Source organism: Rhodococcus olei (assembly GCF_039540555.1).
In the GTDB taxonomy this organism is placed as follows: domain Bacteria; phylum Actinomycetota; class Actinomycetes; order Mycobacteriales; family Mycobacteriaceae; genus Rhodococcus_G; species Rhodococcus_G olei.
This window is the reverse complement of record NZ_BAABFB010000052.1, coordinates 1-23,970: the sequence shown is the minus strand read 5'-3', so window position 1 is coordinate 23,970 and position 23,970 is coordinate 1. Positions and strand designations below refer to the sequence as shown.

21 protein-coding genes and 4 pseudogenes are annotated in these 23,970 nt (G+C 68.2%); 13 read left to right on the top strand and 12 right to left on the bottom strand.

The window, feature by feature from the left end; genetic code table 11:
• Window positions 1–133: 133 nt before the first annotated feature.
• The gene (locus ABD951_RS17625) at window positions 134–547 is read right to left on the bottom strand and encodes a DUF1003 domain-containing protein (protein WP_345347708.1); all 414 of its coding nucleotides are present in this window, start codon (window positions 545–547) and stop codon (window positions 134–136) included.
• A gap of 638 nt (window positions 548–1,185) precedes the next feature.
• Between ABD951_RS17625 and ABD951_RS17620 the strand changes: the two are divergent.
• Window positions 1,186–1,389, top strand: a pseudogene (locus ABD951_RS17620) (hypothetical protein); the annotation flags it as partial.
• 283 nt (window positions 1,390–1,672) lie between these two features.
• Window positions 1,673–2,101: an AMIN-like domain-containing (lipo)protein gene (locus ABD951_RS17615; RefSeq protein ID WP_345347702.1), complete on the top strand. Its 429-nt coding sequence runs from the start codon at window positions 1,673–1,675 to the stop codon at window positions 2,099–2,101.
• A 1,204-nt stretch (window positions 2,102–3,305) separates the two neighbouring features.
• Here the strand turns inward: ABD951_RS17615 and ABD951_RS17610 are convergent.
• From ABD951_RS17610 to ABD951_RS17595, 4 genes and pseudogenes are all read right to left on the bottom strand, one after another.
• A pseudogene (locus tag ABD951_RS17610) lies at window positions 3,306–3,419 on the bottom strand (3-oxoacyl-ACP reductase); the annotation flags it as partial.
• A gap of 17 nt (window positions 3,420–3,436) precedes the next feature.
• A complete protein-coding gene (locus ABD951_RS17605; RefSeq protein WP_345347699.1) occupies window positions 3,437–4,252 on the bottom strand; it encodes an alpha/beta hydrolase in 816 nt (271 codons plus the stop codon).
• A gap of 483 nt (window positions 4,253–4,735) precedes the next feature.
• Window positions 4,736–5,476: an SDR family oxidoreductase gene (locus tag ABD951_RS17600; RefSeq protein WP_345347696.1), complete on the bottom strand. Its 741-nt coding sequence runs from the start codon at window positions 5,474–5,476 to the stop codon at window positions 4,736–4,738.
• 402 nt (window positions 5,477–5,878) lie between these two features.
• Window positions 5,879–6,190, bottom strand: coding sequence for an esterase/lipase family protein (locus ABD951_RS17595; RefSeq protein ID WP_345347693.1), 312 nt, complete (start codon window positions 6,188–6,190; stop codon window positions 5,879–5,881).
• Between the two features lie 544 nt (window positions 6,191–6,734).
• Here ABD951_RS17595 and ABD951_RS17590 point away from each other — a divergent pair.
• A complete protein-coding gene (locus tag ABD951_RS17590) occupies window positions 6,735–7,067 on the top strand; it encodes a hypothetical protein (protein ID WP_345347690.1) in 333 nt (110 codons plus the stop codon).
• Between the two features lie 158 nt (window positions 7,068–7,225).
• Entirely contained in the window at window positions 7,226–7,834 is a 609-nt protein-coding gene (locus ABD951_RS17585) for an alpha-ketoglutarate-dependent dioxygenase AlkB (protein ID WP_345347687.1), read from the top strand.
• Window positions 7,835–7,955: 121 nt separating this feature from the next.
• Here the strand turns inward: ABD951_RS17585 and ABD951_RS17580 are convergent, their stop codons facing one another.
• Window positions 7,956–8,651 (bottom strand): alpha/beta fold hydrolase, encoded by a 696-nt coding sequence (locus ABD951_RS17580; protein WP_345347684.1) that lies wholly within the window; start codon window positions 8,649–8,651, stop codon window positions 7,956–7,958.
• A 1,134-nt stretch (window positions 8,652–9,785) separates the two neighbouring features.
• On the opposite strand from ABD951_RS17580, the gene ABD951_RS17575 reads away from it, so the two are divergent.
• The gene (locus tag ABD951_RS17575; RefSeq protein WP_345347681.1) at window positions 9,786–10,133 is read left to right on the top strand and encodes a hypothetical protein; all 348 of its coding nucleotides are present in this window, start codon (window positions 9,786–9,788) and stop codon (window positions 10,131–10,133) included.
• Window positions 10,134–10,636: 503 nt separating this feature from the next.
• Here the strand turns inward: ABD951_RS17575 and ABD951_RS17570 are convergent.
• Window positions 10,637–11,605 (bottom strand): zinc-dependent alcohol dehydrogenase family protein, encoded by a 969-nt coding sequence (locus tag ABD951_RS17570; protein ID WP_345347678.1) that lies wholly within the window; start codon window positions 11,603–11,605, stop codon window positions 10,637–10,639.
• Between the two features lie 283 nt (window positions 11,606–11,888).
• Here ABD951_RS17570 and ABD951_RS17565 point away from each other — a divergent pair, with 283 nt between their 5' ends.
• The 4 genes from ABD951_RS17565 (at window position 11,889) to ABD951_RS17550 (ending at window position 14,707) form a co-directional block, all read left to right on the top strand.
• Window positions 11,889–12,107: a glyoxalase gene (locus tag ABD951_RS17565; protein ID WP_345347675.1), complete on the top strand. Its 219-nt coding sequence runs from the start codon at window positions 11,889–11,891 to the stop codon at window positions 12,105–12,107.
• Window positions 12,108–12,157: 50 nt separating this feature from the next.
• Window positions 12,158–12,655 carry a hypothetical protein gene (locus ABD951_RS17560; protein WP_345347672.1) on the top strand — a complete coding sequence of 166 codons (498 nt, stop codon included), beginning with the start codon at window positions 12,158–12,160 and terminating at the stop codon, window positions 12,653–12,655.
• Window positions 12,656–12,663: 8 nt separating this feature from the next.
• Entirely contained in the window at window positions 12,664–13,539 is an 876-nt protein-coding gene (locus ABD951_RS17555; protein ID WP_345347669.1) for an alpha/beta fold hydrolase, read from the top strand.
• Between the two features lie 190 nt (window positions 13,540–13,729).
• Window positions 13,730–14,707: an NAD(P)H-quinone oxidoreductase gene (locus ABD951_RS17550; protein WP_345347666.1), complete on the top strand. Its 978-nt coding sequence runs from the start codon at window positions 13,730–13,732 to the stop codon at window positions 14,705–14,707.
• 10 nt (window positions 14,708–14,717) lie between these two features.
• Here ABD951_RS17550 and ABD951_RS17545 read toward each other — a convergent pair whose 3' ends face one another.
• From ABD951_RS17545 to ABD951_RS28740, 4 genes and pseudogenes are all read right to left on the bottom strand, one after another.
• The gene (locus ABD951_RS17545) at window positions 14,718–17,456 is read right to left on the bottom strand and encodes a helix-turn-helix transcriptional regulator (RefSeq protein WP_345347663.1); all 2,739 of its coding nucleotides are present in this window, start codon (window positions 17,454–17,456) and stop codon (window positions 14,718–14,720) included.
• Between the two features lie 132 nt (window positions 17,457–17,588).
• On the bottom strand, window positions 17,589–18,266 hold the full coding sequence (locus ABD951_RS17540) for a VOC family protein (RefSeq protein WP_345347660.1): 678 nt from the start codon (window positions 18,264–18,266) through the stop codon (window positions 17,589–17,591).
• 38 nt (window positions 18,267–18,304) lie between these two features.
• On the bottom strand, window positions 18,305–19,150 hold the full coding sequence (locus tag ABD951_RS17535) for an alpha/beta fold hydrolase (RefSeq protein WP_345347657.1): 846 nt from the start codon (window positions 19,148–19,150) through the stop codon (window positions 18,305–18,307).
• A 454-nt stretch (window positions 19,151–19,604) separates the two neighbouring features.
• Window positions 19,605–19,793 (bottom strand): annotated as a pseudogene (locus tag ABD951_RS28740) (epoxide hydrolase N-terminal domain-containing protein); the annotation flags it as partial.
• Window positions 19,794–19,847: 54 nt separating this feature from the next.
• Here ABD951_RS28740 and ABD951_RS17530 point away from each other — a divergent pair.
• Window positions 19,848–20,147 (top strand): annotated as a pseudogene (locus tag ABD951_RS17530) (steroid 3-ketoacyl-CoA thiolase); the annotation flags it as partial.
• Between the two features lie 329 nt (window positions 20,148–20,476).
• Here ABD951_RS17530 and ABD951_RS17525 read toward each other — a convergent pair.
• A complete protein-coding gene (locus ABD951_RS17525) occupies window positions 20,477–21,637 on the bottom strand; it encodes a zinc-binding dehydrogenase (RefSeq protein WP_345347654.1) in 1,161 nt (386 codons plus the stop codon).
• 273 nt (window positions 21,638–21,910) lie between these two features.
• Here ABD951_RS17525 and ABD951_RS28735 point away from each other — a divergent pair, with 273 nt between their 5' ends.
• The 3 genes from ABD951_RS28735 to ABD951_RS17515 all read left to right on the top strand — a co-directional run.
• A complete protein-coding gene (locus ABD951_RS28735) occupies window positions 21,911–22,399 on the top strand; it encodes a helix-turn-helix transcriptional regulator (RefSeq protein ID WP_425569879.1) in 489 nt (162 codons plus the stop codon).
• Between the two features lie 258 nt (window positions 22,400–22,657).
• Window positions 22,658–23,470 (top strand): alpha/beta fold hydrolase, encoded by an 813-nt coding sequence (locus ABD951_RS17520; protein ID WP_345347651.1) that lies wholly within the window; start codon window positions 22,658–22,660, stop codon window positions 23,468–23,470.
• A gap of 14 nt (window positions 23,471–23,484) precedes the next feature.
• Window positions 23,485–23,970 (top strand): SDR family NAD(P)-dependent oxidoreductase (locus ABD951_RS17515; protein WP_345347648.1); only part of this gene is annotated, 486 nt, incomplete at its 3' end.

Sequence of the window (23,970 nt, the reverse complement as noted above, 5' to 3'; positions counted from 1 at the left end):
GTCTTCCTGGCCTCACCCCGGGCCGGCAACATCACCGGGGCCGACTTCGTGATCGACGGTGGCCTGATCGAGACCCTGTGACGGATCCGTGGGTCAACCAGTCGCCGCGCCACGCCCGCGAGGACGACGCGGGTCATTCCGTGCCGTGTCCCGAGGTACCTCCGATCACGTGCGCGTTCAGTTCCTCGGTGAGCTGGTGGATCCTCCGAGTGAGATTGGTGTTCTCGACCAGCAAGGCATTGACACTCTGATAATCGCTGTCGGCCTTCGCTTGCTGGAACGCGGCTTGTCGATTCTGTCCGATCATGACGAAGGTCGAGAGGAAAATGGCCTCGAGAGACACCATGAGGGTCAGCGTCGGCCAGGGACTCTTCTCGAAAACCAGCATCCACAGCGTGAACAGGACGGCATGGATGTAGACGAATTGCATCGATCCGGCAAAGGTCGTGATCTTGTCGGCGATCCGGAGCTGCAGGTTGGCGGCTCGCTTCTCGAATTGGTCAACGACTGCCGGATGGTGCAGAACGTTGGGATCGAGTCTGCGCATGGGATCTCACCCTCCGGGTGGCTGTGTGCATGTCGCGCGGGGGCGTTGCGCCCGATACCCGCGGGCGGTGCCGGACATCCTCGACACCTGCGTAATCAGTATGGCGAGAAGGACCATCGGCCGGCGCCCAACCCGAAAGCGGGCGCGTAACTCGGGTCCGCTCCCGGTTGTTCATCGGGTCGGCGGGGTGTGGGCGTGCGGATGCGTCAGCTACCCGACGGTCGCGTTCGTCCAACGGTCGGAGCGGGAACTGCCGAGCGCATTTCGTTCCACCGGGCAAAGTTCTTACCCCCAACCGCCCATCCAGAAGTCGAAGTCGGACAACTGCGACGAGGACACGCTTGACAAGCCACCCGAGACCCGATCAAGGCGGGCTCTTCCGCTTCGGCGCTATGGCCACATCTCGTTGGGGTGGGTCAAAGGCCGGACCGGGCCCCGGCCACTCGGCGTGCGGCAGATCCGAGCCGGACCCGCCGCGTTGACGACGGTCAACGGTAGCAGGGGCACAATGACGTTCGCGGCGCGGCGGAGTGGTGTGAGCGCGGCCTGCTCCCCTGCGCCTATCTCGTCGCAATTCCCGACGGAGTCCGTCACCCTCCTCAGTTCCTCGACGGAGCCCACAACCGGGGAATGTGCGGCTGTTCCGGCTGGCGTGTGAGTACCTGATCTCGATGTGGGTGATCCGCCCGGGTCCAGTGACGGCGCGTCGCCGGGTCGCCGCCCATGCCCGCGCACAGGCCAAACGGGAGACCTCCGACCGGCTGGCGTACGAGTTCACCCCCAAGCGGTACACGCAGGTCGATGCCCTGCCGGCGGTCGACCCGGCGATCGGTATGACACGGTGACGGTGGCTGGCAAGTCGTCGCGCATCCGCCGTTCGGCCCGTGACTACGGTCGGCCGACCAGGAAGGACTGCAACATGCTCAAAGCGAAGCGAACCAGGACAGGCGTGGCAAGTGTCGCCCTTTCAGCTGTGACGTTGTGGACCGCGTGCGGAATGCAGGACACGAACCAGACGAGCGACGAAACTGGTGTCACCTCAAGTAAGTTGCGCTGCAACCGATTCGATTCATCCTCAGGGCAGGTCGTGGTCGGCAATCTGCCGCCGGCGCCGACCGTGACTGGTTGATACCACTGCCGCCGGGGGAGCCGCCGCCGGCAGCGCCTGTCGTGCCGACTCCAAATTCGATCAAGCTCGAACAGGTAGAGGACGGGATCACCGTTGTCTTCAATTTTGATGGCGACGGATCGATCGGGTGGACCGCACGTTTCGTGCAGATGCCGACGCTGCGAGGCACGGATAGTCCGGTATCGATCGTGAGTTCCTGCGTATTGCAGATTGACGTGACCAACGTTGACACTGGCGATGCCTGGACGGACAGCGGGCCGATGCGAATATGGCCTGGCAGTGCTGGGTCCCCGATTGCCGAGGCCCTCAGTTACCCGAGTAGCGACGGCGTGGCACAGACGTTCGTTGGAATCCGAAGCGATGCGGCCGCGGTGACGGTCGAATCGTCATTCGACCGCTTCGTGACCACCATCGCAGCTTCGTGACCACCATCGCAATCGAGTCCTGAAATCCGTCAGCGGCTCGTCAACTGCTCGGTCGGCACACCGCGCACGAGTACATCGAATTGGGCTGCGAATCCGCAATTGGCCGAACCGGCATTGACCCTGGTCCCGGCACAACCGCGTCCGGGCCACATATCGCTCGCGTAGCCGGTGTTGTTGATTCCGGACCGCACTCCCACGAGGCTGTTTCTCCCAGCCGTTCGCGTGCGGCTGTGGCGCGAACTGTACGACCTCATGGGCATCCCCCCGATGCGGGAGACCGACGTCGAGCTCATCGTCGGTCTCCGCTTGAGAGGCGGCTGAGGAGTTGCGTCGCGGAGGGGTCAACTCGGCACCTTTCAAGTCCCGTAGTGCCGACACCGACCAGTGAGAACGATCGCCAAGCAGGACGCACGTCAGCCGAATGGGAGTGTCGTGGCGACTCCTCCAATAGGTTTGACGGGTAGCAGAACTCGGGGGCAGATCCTGCATTGTTCGCCCCTGGGGCGGGCGGTCGGGCCGGCGGTGATTCGAGTAGGACGACGGAGATGGGAGGCGCGATCGCGGCACGGCCGGTGTGGCGTGAGCCGCCGGTTCTTGTAGCGGTCGCGCTGGTTCTGAGCTACTTACTCCAGGTGTTCGTGGGTCGGGTCTACCTGATTCCCCTCGGAGTCGATGGAACCGGCACTGCGAACGTTGCTCAGTCGAGGTAGATCTGCGGGTTGCCAAAGCTCTGAATCGACGAGCAGGATGGCCAGGCTTGCGGCTCGTCGTGCTCCCCGAGGCACGGGGCGCCCCACGTGCCTCGCCCGGCTGATGCTCGCGGGTCATCCGGCACTGGTGGTCCATGTGCCCTTCGTCGCCGCGGCCGGCGACGCTGCCATCGCTGCGATGCAACGGAGTTGAACGGCGACGTACGGCGGTGCCGTGTCGCACGCGCTCACGCCGCGGCATGGCGCAACCCAGCGCAACCGCCTGCGCAAAGGCAGCGGAGGCGGTCGTCCGGTCCGAGTCCATGCCGAGAAGTACACGTCCTATCGGCAGTGTGGCTGTGGCTCAAGCGTCTCGCGAATTAGGAGACGCACCCTAGTAGTCCCAGACGGCCGAGCGCCCCGGCCCGGCAGGTGACGGCAAGTTTGTCGTAGCGGTGGCCAAACCTCGCCCCTGCTTGACGGTGGCGAAGGACCGCTCTACGACATTGCGGCCCGGCTCCCGCCACCACGTGGGCGCCCTGGCCGACGAGCGCAGCGGTGATCGCGAGGCCGATGCCCTTGCTCGCGCCGGTGACGACGGCGGTCGTGCCGCCCAGCTGTAGATCCATGAGTCCGCCCTCCCCCGTCAGCTGCCGTTCGCGGCCGCGGCCGCGACGATGACGTCGGCGACCGCGACGGGTTGGGAGACGAGCACGGCGTGGGAGGCGGCGATCTCGGAGGTGTGCGCCCCGATGCGGCCGGTCATGAAGCGTTGGGCGGCTGGCGGGATGATGTTGTCGCCGGTGGGGATCAGGGCCCAGCTCGGAGTGCTCGACCAGGACGTTGGCCCGGACGGTTCGAGGTTGGCCCACACGGCGATCGAGCGCTGGTGGGCCAGCATTGTCGCGGCGGTCGCGGCGCTGACATCCGGCGCGAACACCCGGTGGAAGGCGTCGTCGGCGATGTAGCCGTCGAGGTTCTTGCCGCCGATCGCGTGGGCGTCGTCGACGACCTTGAGCTGCAGGACGGGCGGGAGCAGCTGGCTGCCGGGGAATCGGATCGGGTCCAGCGCCAGCTGGACGGGTTCGCCCTCGGCGGGGGCGAATGCCGCGATGTAGACGAGGGCCTTCACATTCGGGTTGTGGCTGTTGGTGATGACCGCGCCGCCGTAGGAGTGGCCGACGAGCACGACGGGGCCGGAGATCCCGGCGAGGGTCTTCTCGATCGCGGCCGCGTCGTAGCCGGGTCCGCGCAGCGGGTTGTCCGGGACGACGACGGTGTAGCCGCGGCCGCGCAGCTCGGCGGCGACCGGGTCCCAGCTGGTGGTGTCGGCGAAAGCGCCGTGGACCAGGACGATTGTCGGTTTCGGCTGGGCGGCGGCGGGGCTGATCAGCGCCGCGGCCAGTGCGGCGACGAGGGCGAGGGTGACGAGTGCGGCTCGGGCGAATCGAACGATGCTCATGGCGTGCTCCTTCGCTGGGTGCGCGGGATGTGGTCAGGACGAATCCGGTCCGGTGTGGGCGATCTCGCGCCGACCAGCGAGACTTCCCTGTGACGGCCGATCATTCGACCAACTTCCGGTCCGTCGAGACGTCCCGCATCAGCCGGGCGATGTCGTCGGGAACATCGGGGATCTCCTTCCGTTGGTGGCGCCCGGGACCTGACCACACGAAGTTCGCCCGTAGCGCGGGATCGACCTCAGGGTGGTCCGAACGGTCGTGGCAGCCACGGGTTTCGCGTTGTTCCCAGAGCTGCGTCCAAGGTGGCAGGGGCCGCGATCACCGACGACCTCGGGTGGAAGGTGTGTGCGAGGTCCTGGAACCCCGCGGCCTCGGGATGCACGCCTCGATTCGTCATCCGGTCCTCGACCTCATCGAGTTCGGACAGCCCGGCACGTATCCCCGCCTCGACCCTGACCACGCATGCTGCCGCCCGCAGGAGCGGGTCATTGATTGGTCAACCACTCCGACAACCGCGTCTGTGCCAGACTCGCCCCAGGGCCGGGCACCAGCTCGCGGTCCGGCAGCGCCCCGAAGTACCGGGCCTGCGGATCGGTGATCACCTCGCGCGGATCCTGACGTGCGGCCAGCACTGTGGCGATCCACTGGTCGAGGCCGAACTCCTCTGGCCCCGCGACCTCGACGGTGCCGTTCAGCGGGGCACTCGCCGCGGCCTTGCCGACGGCAGCGGCCACATCATCGGCGGCCATCGGCCGCACAGCCGCGCCCGACAGCCGCACCGTCCCGTCGACGGTCGCGGAATCGGCAATCCTGCCGGCAAACTCGAAGAACTGCGTGGCGTGCACGATCGAGTACGGCAGCCCCGAACCCTTGATCAGTTCCTCCTGCGCCGCCTTCGCCCGCATGTACCCGGACTCCGGCAACCGGTCGGTCCCCACCACCGACAACGCCACGTAGTGTCCGACTCCGGCCTCGCGGGCGGCGTCGAGCAGGTTCGTGGTGGAGGTCCGGAAGAATGTCATGACGTCGTCGTCGGCGAACGAGGGCGAATTGGAGACATCGACCACGACATTCGCGTCCTGGAGCACCTCCTTCAGTCCTTCTCCGGTGAGGGTGTTCACGCCGGTGTTGGGCGCGGCCGGGACCGCTTCGTGGCCGTGTTCGCCGAGCCGGGCGACGAGCTTCGAGCCGATCAGCCCGGTACCGCCGATGATGACGATCTTCATGCTCATTCCTTCCTTCGAGTGGCTGCATCAGGGCAACGGGATCCCCGCTCGGTGAGCCGCGAACATCCGCCGCGTCAAGCGCTGGCAGGACGGGGAGATGGCGGTCCGCCTCCCGCCGAGGCCGGTGAGCCGTTCCTCGGTGTCACGGTCGCCTGCACCTCGCCCACCCAGGTGCCGGGACTCGGGCTCGGTCCTGTCGATGACCACCTCGCCGGGTTCAGCGGGTCAAGTCGGCCGCGCTCCCGCGTGGCTCAGCGCCCATTCGAGCGCGTAGTCGGCCACCTGCTTCCCAGCCGGGCTCGCCACCGGTGAAGTGTGAGCGGTCCGGAAAATCGTAGACCTCGGTCAACGCCTCGGAGTTGCGGTACTTCTTGGCGTTTGAGCGGATCACCGCAGGCGGCATCAAGTGGTCCTTGCCCCCGCTGACGAACAGCAGCGGGGCACGGTCGTCCAGGTCGTAGCCGAACCAGGTCTCCTGATGCCCTCGACCACATCGATGAGATGCTCGAGCGTCGCGGGGACGGTCGCTTCGGCGATGATCTCGGGCTTCTCTCGGAGCGCCTCGACCTCGATCTCGAAGCCGGGGTACGCCGGCGCGATGACCTCATGCCCCTTCGCCCGGTAGCGCTCGACCCAGTGATCCCAGCTGCGGGGCGTCATCCATAGCCCGTGGATTAGCACGATCGGCGGGGAGTCGATCGGCGGATCGTTCATGATTCTCCTTCCGACAGGCTGCTCAGTTGCGCCAAACTGAAAGGTTTCCAACAGCTTCAGAGTCGATCCGTTGGCCGCGTCGACGCGTCGTCTCGGCATGAACCATCGCCGCCAGGCTATCGATGGATGCGCTGCGCACAGCGCCCCGCCGCGCCGCGCCGCACGAGACTGCGACTCAAACCCGCCTCCAGCCTCAACCTGAACCGCTAGCGTGTCAATGTCGGCCCGTTGGATGGCGTATCCACCAACGAGAGAGTGACGCACGGGCGCGGTTGGTGAGTTGGGCTGCGAGTGCTACCCACCGCCCCACTCCGGTCACCGCTGAGCGTCGCACCGCACATCCGCAAGGTGCCCGCCCGCCGGGACCAGTCTGGCCCTCAACGTCAAGGACGATGTCCGCGCTTCACTCGACGCGTGCAGGCCACAGTTCGACACATTCCACCTCAGGCCGCGCGGACCGTGATCGACCTCTTGCTCATCCGACTCCACGGGTGCACGTGCGCACCCTGGCCCTGTTTATTGATGCATCAACAAACTGAATTTGGTGCCCTCCCACGCCACCCAGGGCGGGGTCGTGCCCAGTGCCCCCGAGATGGACGCAAGGCTGCAAGAGGATCGGCGGACGCCCGCCGGCCGGGAGCGTACCTCCCGAGCCGAAGCCGGCGCCCTCCCGGACGGGGTCTTCGCCCGACTCGACGGCGATGTCGGGCTCTGGCAGGACGGTCGACGGCTGCTGTGGTCGATGAACGGGTACGGCGCGCCACTCGAGGTCGCCGCCGAGGTCGAGGTCGAGGTGCTCACCCCACGCGCCGCGATGAACGTGATGGCCGCCGGGTACGAGCCGGTCGTTCACCCGTCCGCACAAGGCGCGAACTGACATCTCACGTTCGAGGGCCCACACACGTCTTCACGGTGTGGGTCGAAGGCCGGCCCCCACGACACGGAGACGAGCGTCACGAGATGACCGACCATCCGACACTGTTCCCGAGCGAGCCGAAGACTCCCGCCGGCTCACCACTGGGGTACGGCCCGGACGTGGTGATCGACGCCGGTTTCCGTTCGGCCGAACGTATCCGACTGGACGAGAACAGCTGGATCGAACACGTCCACGGCTGGCTCGACGGGCACGAACATTTGATGCGCCTGCTCATGGACACAGCATCGTGGGAGCAGAGGTCACGGTGGATGTACAACCGCACGGTGCAGGAGCCGCGACACACGGCGGAATACCCGGTCATCGCCGAGGCCCCCAGAACGTCCTGCACCGCATCACCGACGCCCTGTCCTCCCCACTACGGCAGGCCGTACACCCGCCTGTGGATGAACTGGTACCGCGACCACAACGACGGAGCTGGCTGGCACGCCGACCGGCCACAACACAAGCTCGTCGAGACCGTGATCCCCGTGCTCGGCCTCGGCGCGACACGCAGGTTCCTCATCAAGCCCGACGGCAGCGGCCGCTCGACGGTCATCGAAACGCGCGGCGGCGACCTCGTGGTGATGGGAGGCCGCAGCCAGACGGACTACAAGCACTGCGTGCCGAAACAGAAAACTGTGGCGGGCCCCCGGCTCAGCCTCAACTTCTCAACCGAGGTCAACCAGAGCGTTCCGGCGCGGGCAACGTCGCGACTGCACCATCCCTGAACTCGCAACACCTGACGGCCGTGCCGCGCCCATCGTTCGCCCGCAACTCGGGATGTGGCCGGTGAAGTCGCGAGGTGGATTGGGACGCCTGCTCTGGACTGTTCCCGCTGTTCCAGGCTGATTACGCCCCTTGACAGGATTTCGCAGCGGCGCGGATCACGTCGAGAACGAGGCCGGGCTGGGACAGCATCGGGACGTGGCTGCTGTCAGCCTCGTAGGTGCTGGCATCCATGCGCTTCGCACAGAAGCGCTCGAGCTCGGGATGCACGGTGCGGTCGTTTCTGCCCACGATGTACCAACTCGGCTTCGACTTCCACGCGGTGCCCGAGACCTGCTGGTCGAAGAGGTCAGCAGCGGGCACACCTTGAGTCGCAAAGACGAGCTGCTGTTCCTGTTCGGAGAGGTCGCCTGCGAAGCACTCGATACCGTCTGATCGCAACCAGATCCGACCCTCAGAGACCTCGATGTGCGCGAACACATCCGTCGTGGGGAACTTGGCCTGCAGGCTCTGCGACGTCTCGTCCTCGTCCGGGGCGAGCGCGGCGATGTAGACGAGCCCCGCGACACGGTCATCGGTACCCGCTGCCGTGATGACGGTGCCACCGTACGAATGCCCGACAAGGATGGCCGGGCTTCTGACGCGGCCCAGCGCCCGCTTGACCGCGGCGACATCGCCTTCCAGGGTGTCGAGGCTGTTCTGCGTGGACACCACCTCGTGTCCGTCAGCCTGCAACGCGGGGATCACCTTGCTGAAGCAGGACCCATCGGCCCACAAGCCGTGGGCGAATACGATGCTCGGTGTGGTCGGCGTCGACATGATGCGCACCCTTCCTCGGCACGAATCAGCCGGATCCGCACCGGACTAGGTTTGTTCTCCGTCTTCGAATCGTGACGGCCGGATCGGCCCCACGGTCACCATCGTCCTCCCATGACCCGCAGCAAGGCCAAGCATTCGAAGGTCTGTCCGCGGAGCCGACGGCCGGTTCGGGACTTCGTTCCGCTCCGCGTCAAGTTCGCGACGGGCCCGTACTCGTGACGAGTGGCCCACCAGGTCCCGGCAGCGAGACCATCCGGGTCGTCCACTGAAGTTCGATTTGGTTCGGCAGGGAATCTCACGAAATGCGTTGCGCCGACGTCTTCCACATGTCGCGGGTAGCCGAGGGCTGCGTCCTCAGGTCTGCGGTCTCGAACCACAAACCACAGGAGGGATCGGCAATGGCTGGCAATGTTCCCGTTGTCGCAGGGGCTCTTTCGACAGCAGTCTTCGTGGCATCGACGATGCCGATGATCCTGAAAGCGCTACGCACCCGAGATTAATCCTCATACAGCGGGGGAAATCTGAACCTCAGCAACGCGGGTATTCTTCTGTTGCCGTCTATGTCGTCAGTCTTCCGGTTGGACCCGCGTGGGCTCTCTATGGTTTCAATCTGTCGGTGAGCGTGACGATGCTGGCACGGTGGCTCCGCTACAGGGCGGCACTCGAGGTCTCCGCGCCTGGCGGAGCCGTCGACCACCCACGGCAGAACGCGGAGGCAACGTCGACCCGCATACTGATCGAGGCATAGCCGCCGAGCATCGGCGTCGGGTTCTTCGGCAGGTGGATCTCATCCCGGGTCGCCACCGTGAGGTATACGCCTGGTCCCCGACCTCCCCGCAGACAACGACGACCGCGCTGACGGCGCCGATGACGAGTACGCGATGACACCACGACAGATGCGTATCACGGCGATCGTGGCACGAACTCTCGCCGACAGCGCCTACGACGACATCGTCACACACACAGACACTCCCGCCACCGCCGACACCGACTGGGCCGTGTTCGCCGACTACCCCACCGCCACATGGCACCAGCCCGCACAGTGGCGCCGGCACGCCGCCCGAGCATTCGACGACCTCGCCTCCGACATCGAAACCGGCACCCAGCCCCACCCCCACCTGCACCGGCGAGGAGATGGCCCTGCACCTGATCCTCGCACGCGCCGCCGCACTGCACAGCGACGGCCACTTCGACGACCAACTCGACGACCTACCCGCGCACCCCGACGACACCGACTGGGCAAGCCCCCTCGACTACCTCTTCCAAGACCACGACGTCCTCGTCCTGTGCGAGAGCAAAACCATCGACGACGCCGTCAACCTCGACCCGGACGACTGGTTCACCCCGTTCGAACCACCCCCGCGCCCGCAACCACCACCGCGGATTCCGACGGACAGCGGAGCCGCCACGGCCGCTGGCGTCTCCACAGGCCTGGTGCCAACCCTCGCCAACCACCACGCCGTGTCGCTCGTAAGCACATGAACTGCGCTACCTCGCTGTGGGACACGGGCGGCCGCAAGCGCCGTCGCGTAGGTCAGCGAGCCATCAAGTGAACCGGCAACGGCGCCGACCAAGCCCCAAGAGAGGAGGTTCATTTCGACGTGCGCCGGGACGTGCCGAAGCCGGGACTCACTCGGGTCCACGAGCAGATAATCCCGCACCGTGATGGGGGTGGACCCCAATTCCGAAACCACACCCGCCGCTCAGGATGCGTGACGCCCCATCCGCCGAGTGGTCCCCTCGCGCCCCCGCCGACCCGGCGAGATGACCGCCGCGTCCTTTCGGCCACGCCCAGCTTCTGTTGGGTGCGGCCCGGCGCCTCTGGGTGCGCCATGTGGAGAGTTGACTGCGGCGTGTCGCGGCCGACATCGACGCGCGCATGTGATCTGGGTGCCCATCCCAGGTCAGCCCCTCGGAGCCAGCGGCAACCCGATCATCTCCTCGACGAAAGTGCCCAAATCTTCAGCCGTCCGCGTTGCGCGCGTTCATCGCCCGGCCACTTTCAGCAGGATCTTGCCGCCACGGAGGAGATGCTGCACCGCGTCCTGGATGTGCTCCAGGGGGTACACACCCGCCACGGGGACAACGAGGGCGCCTTCGGCCACCAGCGGTGCCGCCTCACGAATGACAGGCACCACCTTGTCGCGGTAGTCGAAGTCGCCGACAAAGAATCCGCGAACAGTGAGGTGCTTGCCGACCAGTGTCGAGGTATCGACCCACATGGGCTCGTCCCTGGCCCAGGAATAGCTGACCAACCATCCACCGTCGGACAGCAATTCGAGCAGCCGCGCCACCACTGGACCACCGACGGCCTCCACCCCCAGCGCCACTCGAGCGTCGCCGATCACTGCTCGAACATCGCCGACCGCATCGCGGTCGTCGACGTGGACCACGTCGGCCCCGGCTGCTTCGAGCTCTGCGAATGTCGCGTCGTCACGGGCCAGGTTGATCGTCTTCAGCCCACGAAGTTTGGCCAACGCGATCAATGACCGTCCCACACCGGAGTTCGCAGCGTTCTGAACCACCCAGTCACCGCGCTGCAGGGGCGTGCATTCACTGAGCATCAACCCTGCCGCCGGGGGGTTGCTGCCCAGCATCGAGTACTGCTCGATGCTGCCGCGAGCGGGGAGTGCGAACAGGCCGTCGGCGGGCACGACGAGCCGCTCACGCCACGCACCGGCATACAGGGGTAGCACGACCAGATCGCCGACTTGAACTCCATCGACCTCGGCGCCAGTGGCAAGAACGCGCGCGACGCCCTCGGCGCCCGGTATGTGGGGCAGGGGTGGTCGCGCCAGCATGCCGGTGACAACCAGTAGGTCGTGCTTGTTCAACGGCGAGACCTCAACGCTCAACAGAACCTCGTGCGGGCCCGGTGGTGGCGGCTCCTCGATGTCGACGACGCGGAGCACCTGCGCGGGGTCGCCGAACTGTTCAATCTGGACGGCGCGCATATCAATCCCTCTCCATCGAAGGTTAGGCCGCTGTGTAAGCCCGCCTAACGGATAACGCTCTATTACCCCGCCGGAAGCTGTCAACCTCCCTGAGGCACCGTAGAGCGGTATCAACTGAGTGGTCCGGGTGCGGCTCGACGCACAGCCTCAGGCCTGGGACACCCCACGTCCTCGGCGACCGCGCCCCGCACGGGGACGGACCAGGGATCACCACTGGTGTGAAGCCGAGGCCGCGGGGCGAGGCTGGATCTCGACAGCAACTCCCCCACCGATCGGAGCAGCAATGACCACCGACATCGTCAACGGCCAGGCCGCCGACGGGGCCGGCATCGCCCAGGCGGCGTCGTTCGCCTCGGTGAACGACCTCGTGCAGGCGTTGGTGCGCGCAGCGATCGCCCACGGAAGGCACGAGGAACACACCGGCGAGTACGACGCGAACTGGCCTCAGTGGTACGCCGCGTACATGGTCGCCGAGCAGACCGGCGCACCGCTGCCGGTGTGACCCGCGCACTGTCACTCAACACATCCAACCCACTCGACCAGGAGCACATCATGTCCACCATCCACATCCACGAGACGACAACCGCGACAGTCGAGCAGTTCGTCGCCGCGCTCACCGACTTCGGGCCGGACCGCTCGACGGTGTTCGGCAACAGCGACGACGAGTACCTCGAGGTGCACGAGCAAGGTCGCGACCACGCCGACGTCACCGAGGGATCCGGTGGAGTCTGGGAACGCCTGTCCTACGACTGGTCCGACCCGAACCACATCGTTCTCACCACCACCGACTCCAACGTGTGGGGAGGCCGGTCCGGCCACACCTACACCCTCACCCGGCGGCCGGACGGGATGACCGACATCGACGCGGTCGTCGTCCGCGAGGGCAAGAACCTGAAGGGACGACTGCTCGGGCTCGTTCTCGGGACCGTCGGCAGGGGCGTCCTGCCGAAGGCGTTCGACAAGTCCATCGCGGCGATCGAATCCCGCAACGCGCAGGGCGAGACGGCCGGACTCGCGGTGACCCCGCGCGACACTCGTGACGAGAAGTGAGAATTCCGATGTCACACACCACGCAGGCGCTCGAACTCTCCCAGCTCACAGCCGAGAACCTCACGGTCGACGCGGCGAACGGCGTCACCTACGCTTACCGCCGCTTCGGGACGAGCGACAACGACCAGCCACCGCTGCTGTTCCTGCAGCACTTCCGGGGCAACCTCGACAACTGGGATCCCCTGCTCGTGGACGGCATCGCCGCACACCGGGAGGTGGTCCTCCTCGACAACACCGGCGTCGGCCTCTCGTCCGGCACGGTCCCGGACTCCGTGACGCAGATGGCACGCGACGCCATCGCCTTCCTCGACGCACTCGAGATCGACCGGGTCGACCTGCTCGGCTATTCGCTGGGCGGCATGGTGGCCCAGGAGGTCGCGCTGCTGCGGCCACGCGCCGTGCGCCGCATCATTCTGGCCGGGACCGGTCCGCGCGGAGGCCGGCAGATGCACGGATGGACGTTCGACATCGAGCGCACGGCCAACAACGCGGACAACGGAATCGAGGATCTGCTCCGCATCTTCTTCGAGGTCACCGAGACCAGCCGCGCACGCGGCATCGAGTACGTCCAGCGCGCGTTCAGCCGACAGGAGGGAGCGGACAGGCCGAACGGCCCCGAGGTGACGCGCGCCCAGTACGACGCGATCGTCGAATGGGGCATCCCGGACGAGACCCGGCTCAACCGGTTGGCCGGCATCGTCCAACCGGTCCTCGTCGCCAACGGCGCAAACGACATGATGATCCCGACGATCAACTCCCAGCTGCTCGCCGACCAGCTGCCCAATGCCCGTTTGCGGATCTATCCCGACGCAGCGCACGGGTTCCTGTTCCAGTACCCCGAGCAGTTCGCGGACCTGGTCACGGAGTTCCTGTCCACGGAGTGAACCGCCGCCACGGAGCGAGCCGCTGCTTCGGTGCAGCAGAAGCCACGGCTCGCTCCCACGGCTACGCACAAGCCATGGGCGAGCAATGGTGGTGCGCCTCCCAGCCGGGGCGACCGGATCGGCGAGTCGGTCGGGCCACCGACGCAAATCGGTGCTCGACCTGCCGGTCGCCGTGGTCGACAGTGGATTCATGCGAGGAATCGACTTCGACCAACCGGGGCCTCCCGGGGTGCTCACGTGGAGGGAAATGACACTCGCCGAGCCGTCGCCGTCAGATGTCGTGATCGACGTTCACGCGGCCGGGATCAGCAACATCGACCTCCTCCAGCGTGACGGCCGGTATCCGGTGCCGACCGGGGCACCCCACGTCCTCGGCCTCGAGTGCGCGGGCACGATCAGCTGGGTCGGTGACCGGGTGATCGGCTGGTCGAAGAGCGACCGGGTCTGTGCGCTGTTGGACGGCGGAGGATACGCCGAGCAGGCCGTCGTGCCGGGACGCCAACTGCTTCCCGTGCCCGGCGGCCTGGACTTTCCGCGGGCGGCGGCGCTGCCCGAGGCGGCGTGCACGGTCTACGCGAACCTGACGCTGAAGGCACACCTGCGCGCCGGGCAGTGGGTTCTCGTGCACGGCGGCGGCAGCGGCATCGGGGCAATGGCCATCCAATGGGCCAAGGCGTCCGGCGCCCGCGTCATCACCACTGTCGGAAGCCACACCGCCCTCGCCCGCGTCATTCGTCTCGGCGCGGACGTCGCCCTCAACTTCCGCACCGACGATTTCGTCACGCGGGCCCTCGATGCCACCGACGGCCGCGGTGTCGACGCGATCCTCGACACAGCGGGCGCGCCCTACCTGCGTGCGAACGTCGAATGTCTAGGCCCCGACGGACATCTCGTCGTCATCGGCGGCACCCTGGCACCCGCCGAACTCGACCTCGGTCTGCTGTTCGGCAAGCGTGCCAGCGTCGCGGCGACCTCGCTGCGGTCCCGACCGCCAGACCAGAAGGCCGCCATCGTCGCCCGGGTCCGCGAGTACATGTGGCCGTTGATCGAACGGGGCGTGATCGCCCCGGTGGTCGACACCGTCCTGCCCATGCCGCTCGCCGCCGAGGCGCACGAATTCCTCCACAGCGGACGGGCTTTCGGCAAGGTCGTCCTGGTCACCAGGTGACCGTTCGCATCTAGCGGGCTCGGGCCTGCAGCGCTTCTCGCAGCTCCCGGCGCGAGCTGATGCCGAGCTTGCCGAACACCTTGCGCAAGTGCCACTCCACGGTGCGCGCGCTGATGTAGAGCTCGGTGCCGATCTCCACGTTGGTGCTGCCGTCCCGGGCGAGTCGCGCGATCTGCTCCTCCTGCGGGGTGAGGTCGCCCCGGGTGTCGGCGGTGCGCTTGCGGACCTTCTCCCCGGTGGCGAGCCTCTCGTGCCGCGCCCGCTCGGCGAAGCCGTCGGCGCCCATCGCCACGAATTCCTCGAACGCCGCCTTCAGCTGGCCGCGCGCGTCTCCGCGCCGCCGCTCCCGGCGCAGCCATTCGCCGTACAGCAGCCGGGCGCGTGCGAGCTCGAACCGCAACCGGGTCCGGCCGAGCCGCTCGATCGCCTCGGTGTACCCACGTTCGGCGGCGGCGCCTTCGCCGACCAGGGCTCGGGACCGGGCCTGCAGGCCGGCGGCCCAGTCCGAATCCTCCATGGCGGTGTACGTGGTGAGCCGCGCCAGCGCCTCGGTCGCGGTGACGGTGGCGCCGCTGCGGACCGCGGCCTCGACCAGATCGGGCAGGGCCTGAGCGGTGAACGGACCGAGGTTGCCGGTGCCGGCCTGCCGAGCGGAGTCCAGGGCTTCGGCGTAGCGCCCGAGGCCCAGGTGCAGCAGCGCCGAGGCTCGGTGGGTGATCTGCAGACCGAGTCCCTCACCACGTGCGGTGGCCTCCTCCGCAGCGGCCGCGATCAGCGGCACGGCCTCGGCGAGGTGCCCCCGGTAGGCGAGCAGGAACAGGTCTCCGTACGACACCCGCCGGGTCCCGGTCACCTCCTTGACGGTCGCCTCCTCCAGGCCGAACTCGACGGCGCGGTCCACCTCGCCCCGCCACAGCGCGATCACCCGGTGCACGTTGAGCGCATTCGCCAGCGGAGCCAACGCACCGGTGGCGCGGGCCAGGGTGACGTGTCGGGCGCTGGCCGATTCCCAGGCGTCGTAGTCCCACAGCGACAGCGCCGCGTTCGCGACCAGCACACCGCAGCGCAGGAAGTCCTCCGGCGGCACATCGTCGCCGAGGAACCCGGACACCGCGTCCCGCAGTCTCGGTCCGGCCGCGGCGGCCCCGTCGGTGACCAGCGTGGCGAGCCCTTCGAGCAGGTCGTCCGACGGGGCCGGGCCGTCCGGTGCCTCGGGTGCCGAGCGTGCGGCTCGGGACACCTCGGCAAGGTCGCTGCCTGCCTGCGCTGATCCGCCTGCGACCAGGGCCGCGCCCCAGGCATCGAGGTAGGTGTGTCGGGCGAGCCGGATGTCGAGTGGCTCCAGCCGTCGCGCCGCGCGGAGCAGCGCGACCGGGGCTTCGCGGCCCGACCGGGCCGCGCGTTCGGTGCGGCCACGGATCAGGTCCACCCGGGCGCGCTGCAGCTCGTCGGTTGCGTCCGCCTCGGCTCCGGCGAGCAATGACATCGCGCTGTCGAAAGCCCCGGCATCCAGGTGCGCCTGCGCAGCGGACAGCGCCCGTTCGGTCCGCACCGCCGGATCGGTGGTCAGGCCGGCGGACCGCTGCAGCAACGCGGCAGCGGCCGCCACACCCGCGCGCGCCTGCGCCCGCCGGGCCGCGTCGGCGAGGGCGTCGGCGACCTCGTCGTCGAATCCGGTTGTGGCAGCGGCGAGGTGCCAGACCCGACGTTCGGAGTCGGCATCGACCGCACCGGCGAGGGCCCGGTGCACGGTGCGGCGCTGTTCGGCGCTGCCGGCCGCGTATGCCGCCGACCGCACCAGCGGGTGCCGGAACCGCACCCGGGCGCCCACCTCGAAGAGCTTGTCCGCCACCGCCGGCGCCGCGTCCTCCGGTCCGAGACCGAGGGCGCGCCCGGCCCGCCAGAGCACGGCGGCGTCGCCGGTCGGGTCTGCCGCGGCGACCAGCAGAAGCTGCCGGGTCGGGTCCGGGAGAGCCCCGATCCGGCGCACGTACCGGTCGACGAGGTCACCGGTACCACTCGCCGGGAGCCCGAATCCGCCGAACAGCTCCGCGGCGCCGGTCCGCGACAACTCCAGCAGCGCCAACGGATTGCCGTGCGTCTCAGCGACGATGCGGTCGCGCACCTGGGAGTCGAGCCGTCCGGGGTGTGCGGCCGCGAGCAGAGCCCGGGCGTCGTCGTCCGTGAGTCCGCCGAGCTGCAGCGCCGGGATTCCGGCGAGGAGCTCGTCCCCGGTCGGCACCCGGACCGCGAAGACCAGCAGCACCGACTCCGCGAGCAGGCGCCGTGCCACGAACCCGAGTACCTGCAGGGTGCTTTCGTCGAGCCACTGCGCATCGTCGATCAGGCACACGAGCGGCCTCGCGGCGGCCGCCTCGGCGAGCAGGCTCAGCACCGCGAGGCCGACGAGGAACTTGTCCGGCGCTGCACCACTCGTATGACCGAAGGTGATGTACAGCGCTCGCTTCTGCGGCTCCGGAAGTGCCTCGATCAGGTCGAACATCGGCGCGCACAGCTGGTGCAGCGCGGCGAACGGCAGCTCCAGCTCCGACTCCACACCGGAGATCCGCGCGACGCGGCATCCGCTGGCGCTGCCCGCAAGGTAGTCCAAGAGGGTGGTCTTGCCGATCCCGGCCTCTCCGCGCAGAACCAGCACCGCGCTCTCGCCGCTGCGGGCGCTTCGGAGCGCGTCGTCGAGCCGGGTGCGCTCTGCTGAGCGGCCGCGCATGGTGATGGTCGCAGGGGGCATCCGGCTGAGACTAGCGCCTTCGCCCGGTCTCGTACCCGGCCTTCGCCCGGTCCGTCGGACCGGCGGGGAACGCCGCGACCGCCACGGCGAACCGCGGCGGGTACCGGGACAGGTGGCCGGGGTCTCGTTGACCTACTGCGGCAGGTCGTCGCCGTGCTGCTCGGCGACCATGTATGCCGCATACCACTCGGGCCAGTTCTGGTCGTGCTCGCCGCCGTTGCGGGCCTCGTGCTCGCCGTGGGCGACCGCCGCCCGCTCGAGCGCACCGACCAGGTCACTGTGTGAGGCGAATTCGGTGGCACCTGGGTCGACGCGGCCGCGAATCCGGGAGGTGACCTCCTGGATCAGGAAGCTGTTGCCGTCGGGGTCGCGGAAGGTGGCGAACGAGCCGTAGCTGGCCCGATCCCCCGCCGGCCCGTCGGCGCGGCCATCGGCGATCCGGCCGAACTGCCCGCCCGCCACCTTCGGGTGGAACACATCGCTCACGTCGGCACCGAGGGCCGCGAGCCGGCGACGCGCCGCTGCGATGTCGGTGACCACCAGATAGATGCCCTCGGCAGTGCCCGGCCGTTGGCTGGTGATCTTCGTTCCGAACTGGACCGACGCGGGCGATCCCGGCGGCGTCAGCTGCACCACCCGAAAGCCGTTGTCGAATCTGAAGTCCGCGTCGAGACGCCAGCCCAGGTCCTGGTAGAAGTTCTTCGACCGGTCCACGTCGGCAACCGGGATCACCAGTGCCTCGACCTTGAGATCGGTGTTCGTGGTCGCTGTGCCGGTCGCCGTCTCGGCGACCGCTGCGGTGGGGTTCATCTGTTTCACTCCTTGCGTGTTCCGAGTGGGGTTGCTTGTCATTCGCGAGTTTGCGCCGGGCTCGGCCCCGTCTGCTGCCACCAGTCCAGGACCAGCGACGCATACGTCGCGGGGTCCTGCTCCCAGATGAAGTGGCCGGAGTCGACGATCTCGAGGCTGCTGTGCGGCAGCCGCCGGTGCAGGTACTCCGCGTTGGACGGCGGGATCGCCGTGTCCTTCGCCCCCGTGACGATCCGCACCGGCGTCCGGACGCCGCCGAGCACCTCGGCGAGCGCGGCGAGTTCCGTCGGGTAGGACCGCACGTAGCCCATCGAGTCGGCGAATCGACGCCCGCCGTACGAGGCCAGGTAATCCTCGCGGATGTGGTCCGGTAGCGGCGAGGCCGGGTGGATCTCGGCGATGACGCCGGTCATGACCTGGTTGGCATTGTGCTCGTACTCGGACAGGTCGGTCGCGTTGACCCAGGTGGTGATCGGTTCGCCGATCTCGAGCGGGACCGTGGCCGCGCCGGTGCCGATCACCGCGCTGTGGAACCGCTCGGGGGAATCCGACGCCGCGAACAGCACCGCGCTGGTGCCGATGTCGGGCCCGACGACGTGCACCCGATCGACGCCGAGTGCATCCATGATCCGCAGCACGAAAGCGCCGGCGGCGCGGGGGGCGAACAATTCGGGCCGGCTCTCCGAGAGCCCGAACCCGGGCAGGTCGACCGCGATCAGGTGATGGTTCTCCGCCAGGGCAGCCCAGGAGGGCTCGAAGGCGTACACGCTCTCGGGCCACGGGCTCAGCAACAGCGCGTCGGGGCCGCGGTTCTCGCTCTCCGCGTACCGGATCGACAGGCCGTCGACGGTGACGTGCTGCGGATGGATGGGGCTCGTGCTCATGGTTCTCTCCTTGCGAATCGCGCCTCGTGGTGGGCACCTCCCACGGTCCTCGGGGCAGGCAGCGCTCACACCCGTGGTGATCCCTGGTCCGTCCCCTGGGCGCCCGGGCACGAGCACACCTCGCCTCATCGCACGACGGAGGGGCAGCTACCCGATTGCCCGGCCGCCATCCCCTCCGGCCGGGCGATCGTCGTGTGCGCCGGCCGACGCCAGGCCGACGGCTCGGCGGGAGCAGCGACGACACCGACGAGATCACCGTTTCGGACGGCAGTGATCTCGACCGCGCCGCTCGGCGCGCTGACCTCCGCACCATTCCCGCGCTCGACGTGACGCGGGCCGCCCGCAGCCACAAGACCCGCCGGCGCACTGAGAATCCGTTCCGCCCGGGAATACGTACGGGCATGCCGGTGTCGATCTCGGTGCGGAACTGCGGGAAGGAGTTGAGTCGGGCCTCCTGTGCCCGCCAGTCGTAGGTGCTGCGCCACGAGGCGGCCAGTTCCCTCGTGTAGTCGAGCGGGATGCCTGCGCCCACCCCGCACCGGGGTCCGCATCGGGAACATCGCGTGTCGTCGAGTCGGCGATTGAGGTCGTCGAGCTGTTGTTGTGGAACATCGCTCCGGAACGGGGTGATCTCTGTGGTCATGAGAGCCACGGCAGGACTCTCCTAGGACAGCTTTTGCCCTGGGAATCGCGAAGAATATCGTTGACGAAGAAGGTCCTCGACCGCGCCGGGCTCGACATCGGCGACATCGACGCATTCGAGGTCAACGAGGCATTCACCCCCGTGGTGCCGACCTGGCAGGTCGAGACCGGCGCCGACCTGGGCAAGGTCAACGTCAACCGGGGCGCGATCGCGATCGGCCACCCGCTCGGCGCCTCGGGCGCCCGCCTGACGACCACGCTGCTGAACGCGCTCGAGCAGCGCGAGGGCCGCTTCGGCCTCCAGGTCATGTGCGAGGCGGGCGGCCTGGCCAATGCGACCATCATCGAACGCATCCGAGCCCACGCGTTGACCCCACCGTCCCTGCATCGGCGCCTGGGCGCGCCGGCGACGGCCGGTTCGTATGGGAAACGCGCCCACACGCCCCGACTCCAGGGCAGCCCGATCGGTACCCCGATGAGGACCGGATGCGACCAGTGCGGACGTTGGGGGCAATCCCGTGCGTGCCGCCGTGACCGGTTCACTCTGGGACACCGACATCCCTCCTGCGGTGCCGCTAGCCCCGGCGAGACGGGCAGTGGCCGCAGGGTCGGCCACACCTGCTGACCGACTTCCTCATCGGCACGGCCGAGGGCTCCGAATCTGGGTCGGCAACATCCGCGCAGTCACGGCGACTCCGCGTCGGACTTCGGGTCGATCATGATCTTCGCGTGCTCGTCCGGGCTGGCCAACTCGGCAAATGCGGACCCGACACCGGCCAACCCGACCGTGCCGGTGATCAGCGGTGCCGGGTCCACCCGGCCGTCGGCGAGCATGTGCAGCGCGTCCCGGAACTCGCGTGGGTCGTAACCGAAGACGAAGCGGAGGTCGATCTCCTTGTTGATCGCCATCGCAGGCCGGAGGCGGTCGGTCTCCATGCACACCCCGACCACGACGACACGCGAGCGCAGCGGGGCGCCGGCCACGATCTGGTCGATGACACCCGGAACGCCGACGCACTCGAAGATGACCGGCCCCGACGGAATCGCACCGACCTTGTCGGCAAGTGCAAACGCGTGCCACCACGGCAGCTTCGGAACCCGGCGCAGCTTCTCCATGGTGTCGAGCCCGAGGCCGAGCAAGGCAGTGACCTCGGTCATCTCTTTGCGCCGCGGATAGGAAGTCCACGGCGACTCCGCGGCCGGATCCACCACGATCCCGGCCCCGTACCGCCGTGCGAGCTCGCGCCGCAGGGGCGAGAAGTCGCTGGCGACGATCGTCCGTACACCGACCGCTTTCAGCATGCCGATCACCGCGAGACCGATCGGCCCGCACCCGATGACGATCGCGGTCTGCCCCCGGCCCACCTCCCCTCGGCGCACCGCGTGCAACGCCACCGCCATCGGCTCGGTCAGCGCGGCGGTCTCCACCGGTAGCCCGTTCGGGACCGGTATGGTCATCGACTCCTGGACCACCACCTGTTCGGCGTACCCACCCGGGGCCGCCGCCGACAGGCCGGTCATCTGGACGTCCGAGCCGGTACGCACGATCGGTAACGACACAACCGCCGTACCGACCGGCCAACGACTCCGGCAACCGGGACCGTAGTCGACGACTCTCCCGCTGAACTCGTGCCCGAGCACGACACGTTGACCAGAACGCATGAAGTCGTGGTAGCCGCTGTCGGCCGCGAGCGCCGCCACCTCGTCCGCGTGCGTGCGGGCGTGCAGATCCGAGCCGCAGATTCCGCACCGCGACACGTCGATCAGCAGCTGCCCCCGCTCGGGGGCGGGGGTGGGGATGTCATCCACCTCGAGTCGAGCATCGACACAGATCACGGCCTTCATCAGGCACCTCCGAGACGTCGGATGATGTCAGCCTTCCACGACATGCGCGACGGCGCCGTCGAAACGACGGGCCCATTCGGCCAGCACCCGTAGCCGGCTCGAGACCGGCGGGGAACTCACTCCCGGACGCGCGGGTCGGCGATCCGGTGTTGATTCTCGCCGAGCCCCGCCGGCGGCGACACCCGCTCGGCGACATGACGTGCGGCGCACCGCATCTCCGCACCGTGCGATGGTCGGACGTAGATCGGCTTGTCGTTCACCCAACCTCGGCACGTGCCTGGCAGCCCTCGACCCCGACGAGTAGGAGTCGGTGATGCGGTCGACCGCTCGGATCGGGTGGCGCGGGGACAGCCCACTGATCGTGATCGGCGACCCGATCGCCATCCCGAGGTGGCCGCCCCGACGTTGCGCCGACCGTATGCACTCACCGGCACCGAGACCGAGGTCGCCGTGCAGACAGCGCAGGGCGACGGATTGAAGCTGATCGCCGAGAGATTGCCCGTCTCGATCACCACAATCCGGACCCATCTCCAGCACCTCTTCGGACCGTCAAGCCGAACTCGTCTCCTTCCGTCCATCGGCCCGGTCCTCACCAGGCTGTTCAGCGCTGCGCCGCACGGAATCCGTGCATCCGAACACGAGATCACCTCGAGGATCGAGGGCCCTCGGGAACGGATGGGACTGCTGCACGATCGTGAGAGTGTCGACCGGATCCACGCATGCACCGCCCAACTCCCGTACCCGATGAGCGTGACTCGGTGAAGGCATCCTTCGAATGGCTACGGGTCATGGACTTTCGACGTTTCGTGGTGCGAACGTAGATGTCGGGCCCGCCCAATCGCTGATGCGACCGGCGGCCGGAGCCAGGAGGATCCGAGGTCGTGGGAGTGAACCTCCAGATTGTGCGGCCCGGCCACGACGTGTCCGAGCGACGAACGTCCGCGAAGTCGAAAACGTCCGGCGGGGCGAGACCGCCCTGAAGCACGCACGGCCACATCGCAACCGGTAAGGACCACACCCATGAGCGCCATCGTTCGATTGACCCGGGCAGCCGTCGTCGCGCTGACGTTCGTCGCCGCTGTCGCCGCCGCGTTCGCGAGTCCGGCGGCCGCGCGACCACTCCCGACGGTCGTGCTGGTGCACGGCGCGTTCGCCGACACCACCAGCTGGGACGGAGTGGCCGCGAACCTGCGTGGGCGCGGCTACCCGGTCGTCGTCCCCGAGAACCCGCTTCGCGGACCCGCCTACGATGCGGCCGCGATCGAGAAAACCGTCGCCGGGATACGCGGTCCGGTTGTACTCGTCGGCCACTCGTACGGTGGGGCGGTCATCAGCAACGTCCACAACCCGAACGTCAGGTCGCTGGTCTATGTCGCCGCGTTCGCACCGGCGCAGGGCGAACCCGTGCAGCTCGCGCTCGACCCGGTCCGATTCCCCGGCAGCCAACTGGTCCCGCCGGCGCTGCAGGTCAAGGTCGTCGACGACGCGCACGCGATCGGCGGCAAGAACATCGACGCCTACATCGCCGCCGATGCCTTCCACAGGGTGTTCGCGCCGGATGTCAGTGACGCCACCGCCGCCACCATGCTCGCCCACCAGCGCTCGATCGCCGTGTGGGCCAACCTCGAGCCGTCCGGTCCGGTCTCGTGGTCGAACACCCCGAGCTGGTATCTGGTCTCGGCGAACGACACGGTCATCCCACCCGCGTCGCAACGATTCATGGCCGGCCGGATCCACGCACACACCACCGAGGTCGCCGCCTCCCACGTCTCGCTCGTCTCGCAGCCCGCCGCCGTCGCCGACGTCATCGCCGCCGCCGCGGCCGGCATCTGACCGCGGGTCGAACCATGGATCTGCAGCTCGACGGCACGACCGCCGTCGTCACCGGCGCCAGCAAGGGAATCGGCCTCGCGATCACCGAAGCGCTCGCCGCCGAGGGCGCACACGTCATCGCAGGTGCGCGCAGCCGCACCGACGAGATCTCCACCCTCGAATCCGCCGGCAACGTCACCTTCGTCCCGGTCGACCTGTCCACACCCGACGGGCCGCCCGCCCTCGTCGACGCGGCCGACAACCGCGACGGCATCGACATCCTGATCAACAACGCCGGCGCGGTCACACCCCGACCGGGCGGGTTCACCAGCGTCACCGACGACGACTGGACGGCGACGCTGACGCTGACGTTCCTGTCCGCGGTCCGCACCACCCGTGCCGCGCTGCCCCGAATCACCCGGCGGGGCGGCGGAGCCGTCGTGACCGTCAGCTCGGTCAACGCCTTCCTCCCCGACCCCACGATCATCGACTACTGCGCCGCCAAGGCCGCGCTCACCAAC

What these genes read in the sequence shown, in the direction of transcription:
- ABD951_RS17625 (WP_345347708.1), bottom strand. Translation starts at nt 547, where the DNA reads ATGCGCAGACTCGATCCCAACGTTCTGCACCATCCGGCAGTCGTTGAC.
- ABD951_RS17605 (WP_345347699.1), bottom strand. Translation starts at nt 4,252, where the DNA reads ATGAGCATCGTTCGATTCGCCCGAGCCGCACTCGTCACCCTCGCCCTC.
- ABD951_RS17600 (WP_345347696.1), bottom strand. Translation starts at nt 5,476, where the DNA reads ATGAAGATCGTCATCATCGGCGGTACCGGGCTGATCGGCTCGAAGCTC.
- ABD951_RS17595 (WP_345347693.1), bottom strand. Translation starts at nt 6,190, where the DNA reads ATGAACGATCCGCCGATCGACTCCCCGCCGATCGTGCTAATCCACGGG.
- ABD951_RS17580 (WP_345347684.1), bottom strand. Translation starts at nt 8,651, where the DNA reads ATGTCGACGCCGACCACACCGAGCATCGTATTCGCCCACGGCTTGTGG.
- ABD951_RS17575 (WP_345347681.1), top strand. Translation starts at nt 9,786, where the DNA reads ATGGCCCTGCACCTGATCCTCGCACGCGCCGCCGCACTGCACAGCGAC.
- ABD951_RS17570 (WP_345347678.1), bottom strand. Translation starts at nt 11,605, where the DNA reads ATGCGCGCCGTCCAGATTGAACAGTTCGGCGACCCCGCGCAGGTGCTC.
- ABD951_RS17565 (WP_345347675.1), top strand. Translation starts at nt 11,889, where the DNA reads ATGACCACCGACATCGTCAACGGCCAGGCCGCCGACGGGGCCGGCATC.
- ABD951_RS17560 (WP_345347672.1), top strand. Translation starts at nt 12,158, where the DNA reads ATGTCCACCATCCACATCCACGAGACGACAACCGCGACAGTCGAGCAG.
- ABD951_RS17555 (WP_345347669.1), top strand. Translation starts at nt 12,664, where the DNA reads ATGTCACACACCACGCAGGCGCTCGAACTCTCCCAGCTCACAGCCGAG.
- ABD951_RS17550 (WP_345347666.1), top strand. Translation starts at nt 13,730, where the DNA reads ATGCGAGGAATCGACTTCGACCAACCGGGGCCTCCCGGGGTGCTCACG.
- ABD951_RS17545 (WP_345347663.1), bottom strand. Translation starts at nt 17,456, where the DNA reads ATGCCCCCTGCGACCATCACCATGCGCGGCCGCTCAGCAGAGCGCACC.
- ABD951_RS17540 (WP_345347660.1), bottom strand. Translation starts at nt 18,266, where the DNA reads ATGAACCCCACCGCAGCGGTCGCCGAGACGGCGACCGGCACAGCGACC.
- ABD951_RS17535 (WP_345347657.1), bottom strand. Translation starts at nt 19,150, where the DNA reads ATGAGCACGAGCCCCATCCATCCGCAGCACGTCACCGTCGACGGCCTG.
- ABD951_RS17525 (WP_345347654.1), bottom strand. Translation starts at nt 21,637, where the DNA reads ATGAAGGCCGTGATCTGTGTCGATGCTCGACTCGAGGTGGATGACATC.
- ABD951_RS17520 (WP_345347651.1), top strand. Translation starts at nt 22,658, where the DNA reads ATGAGCGCCATCGTTCGATTGACCCGGGCAGCCGTCGTCGCGCTGACG.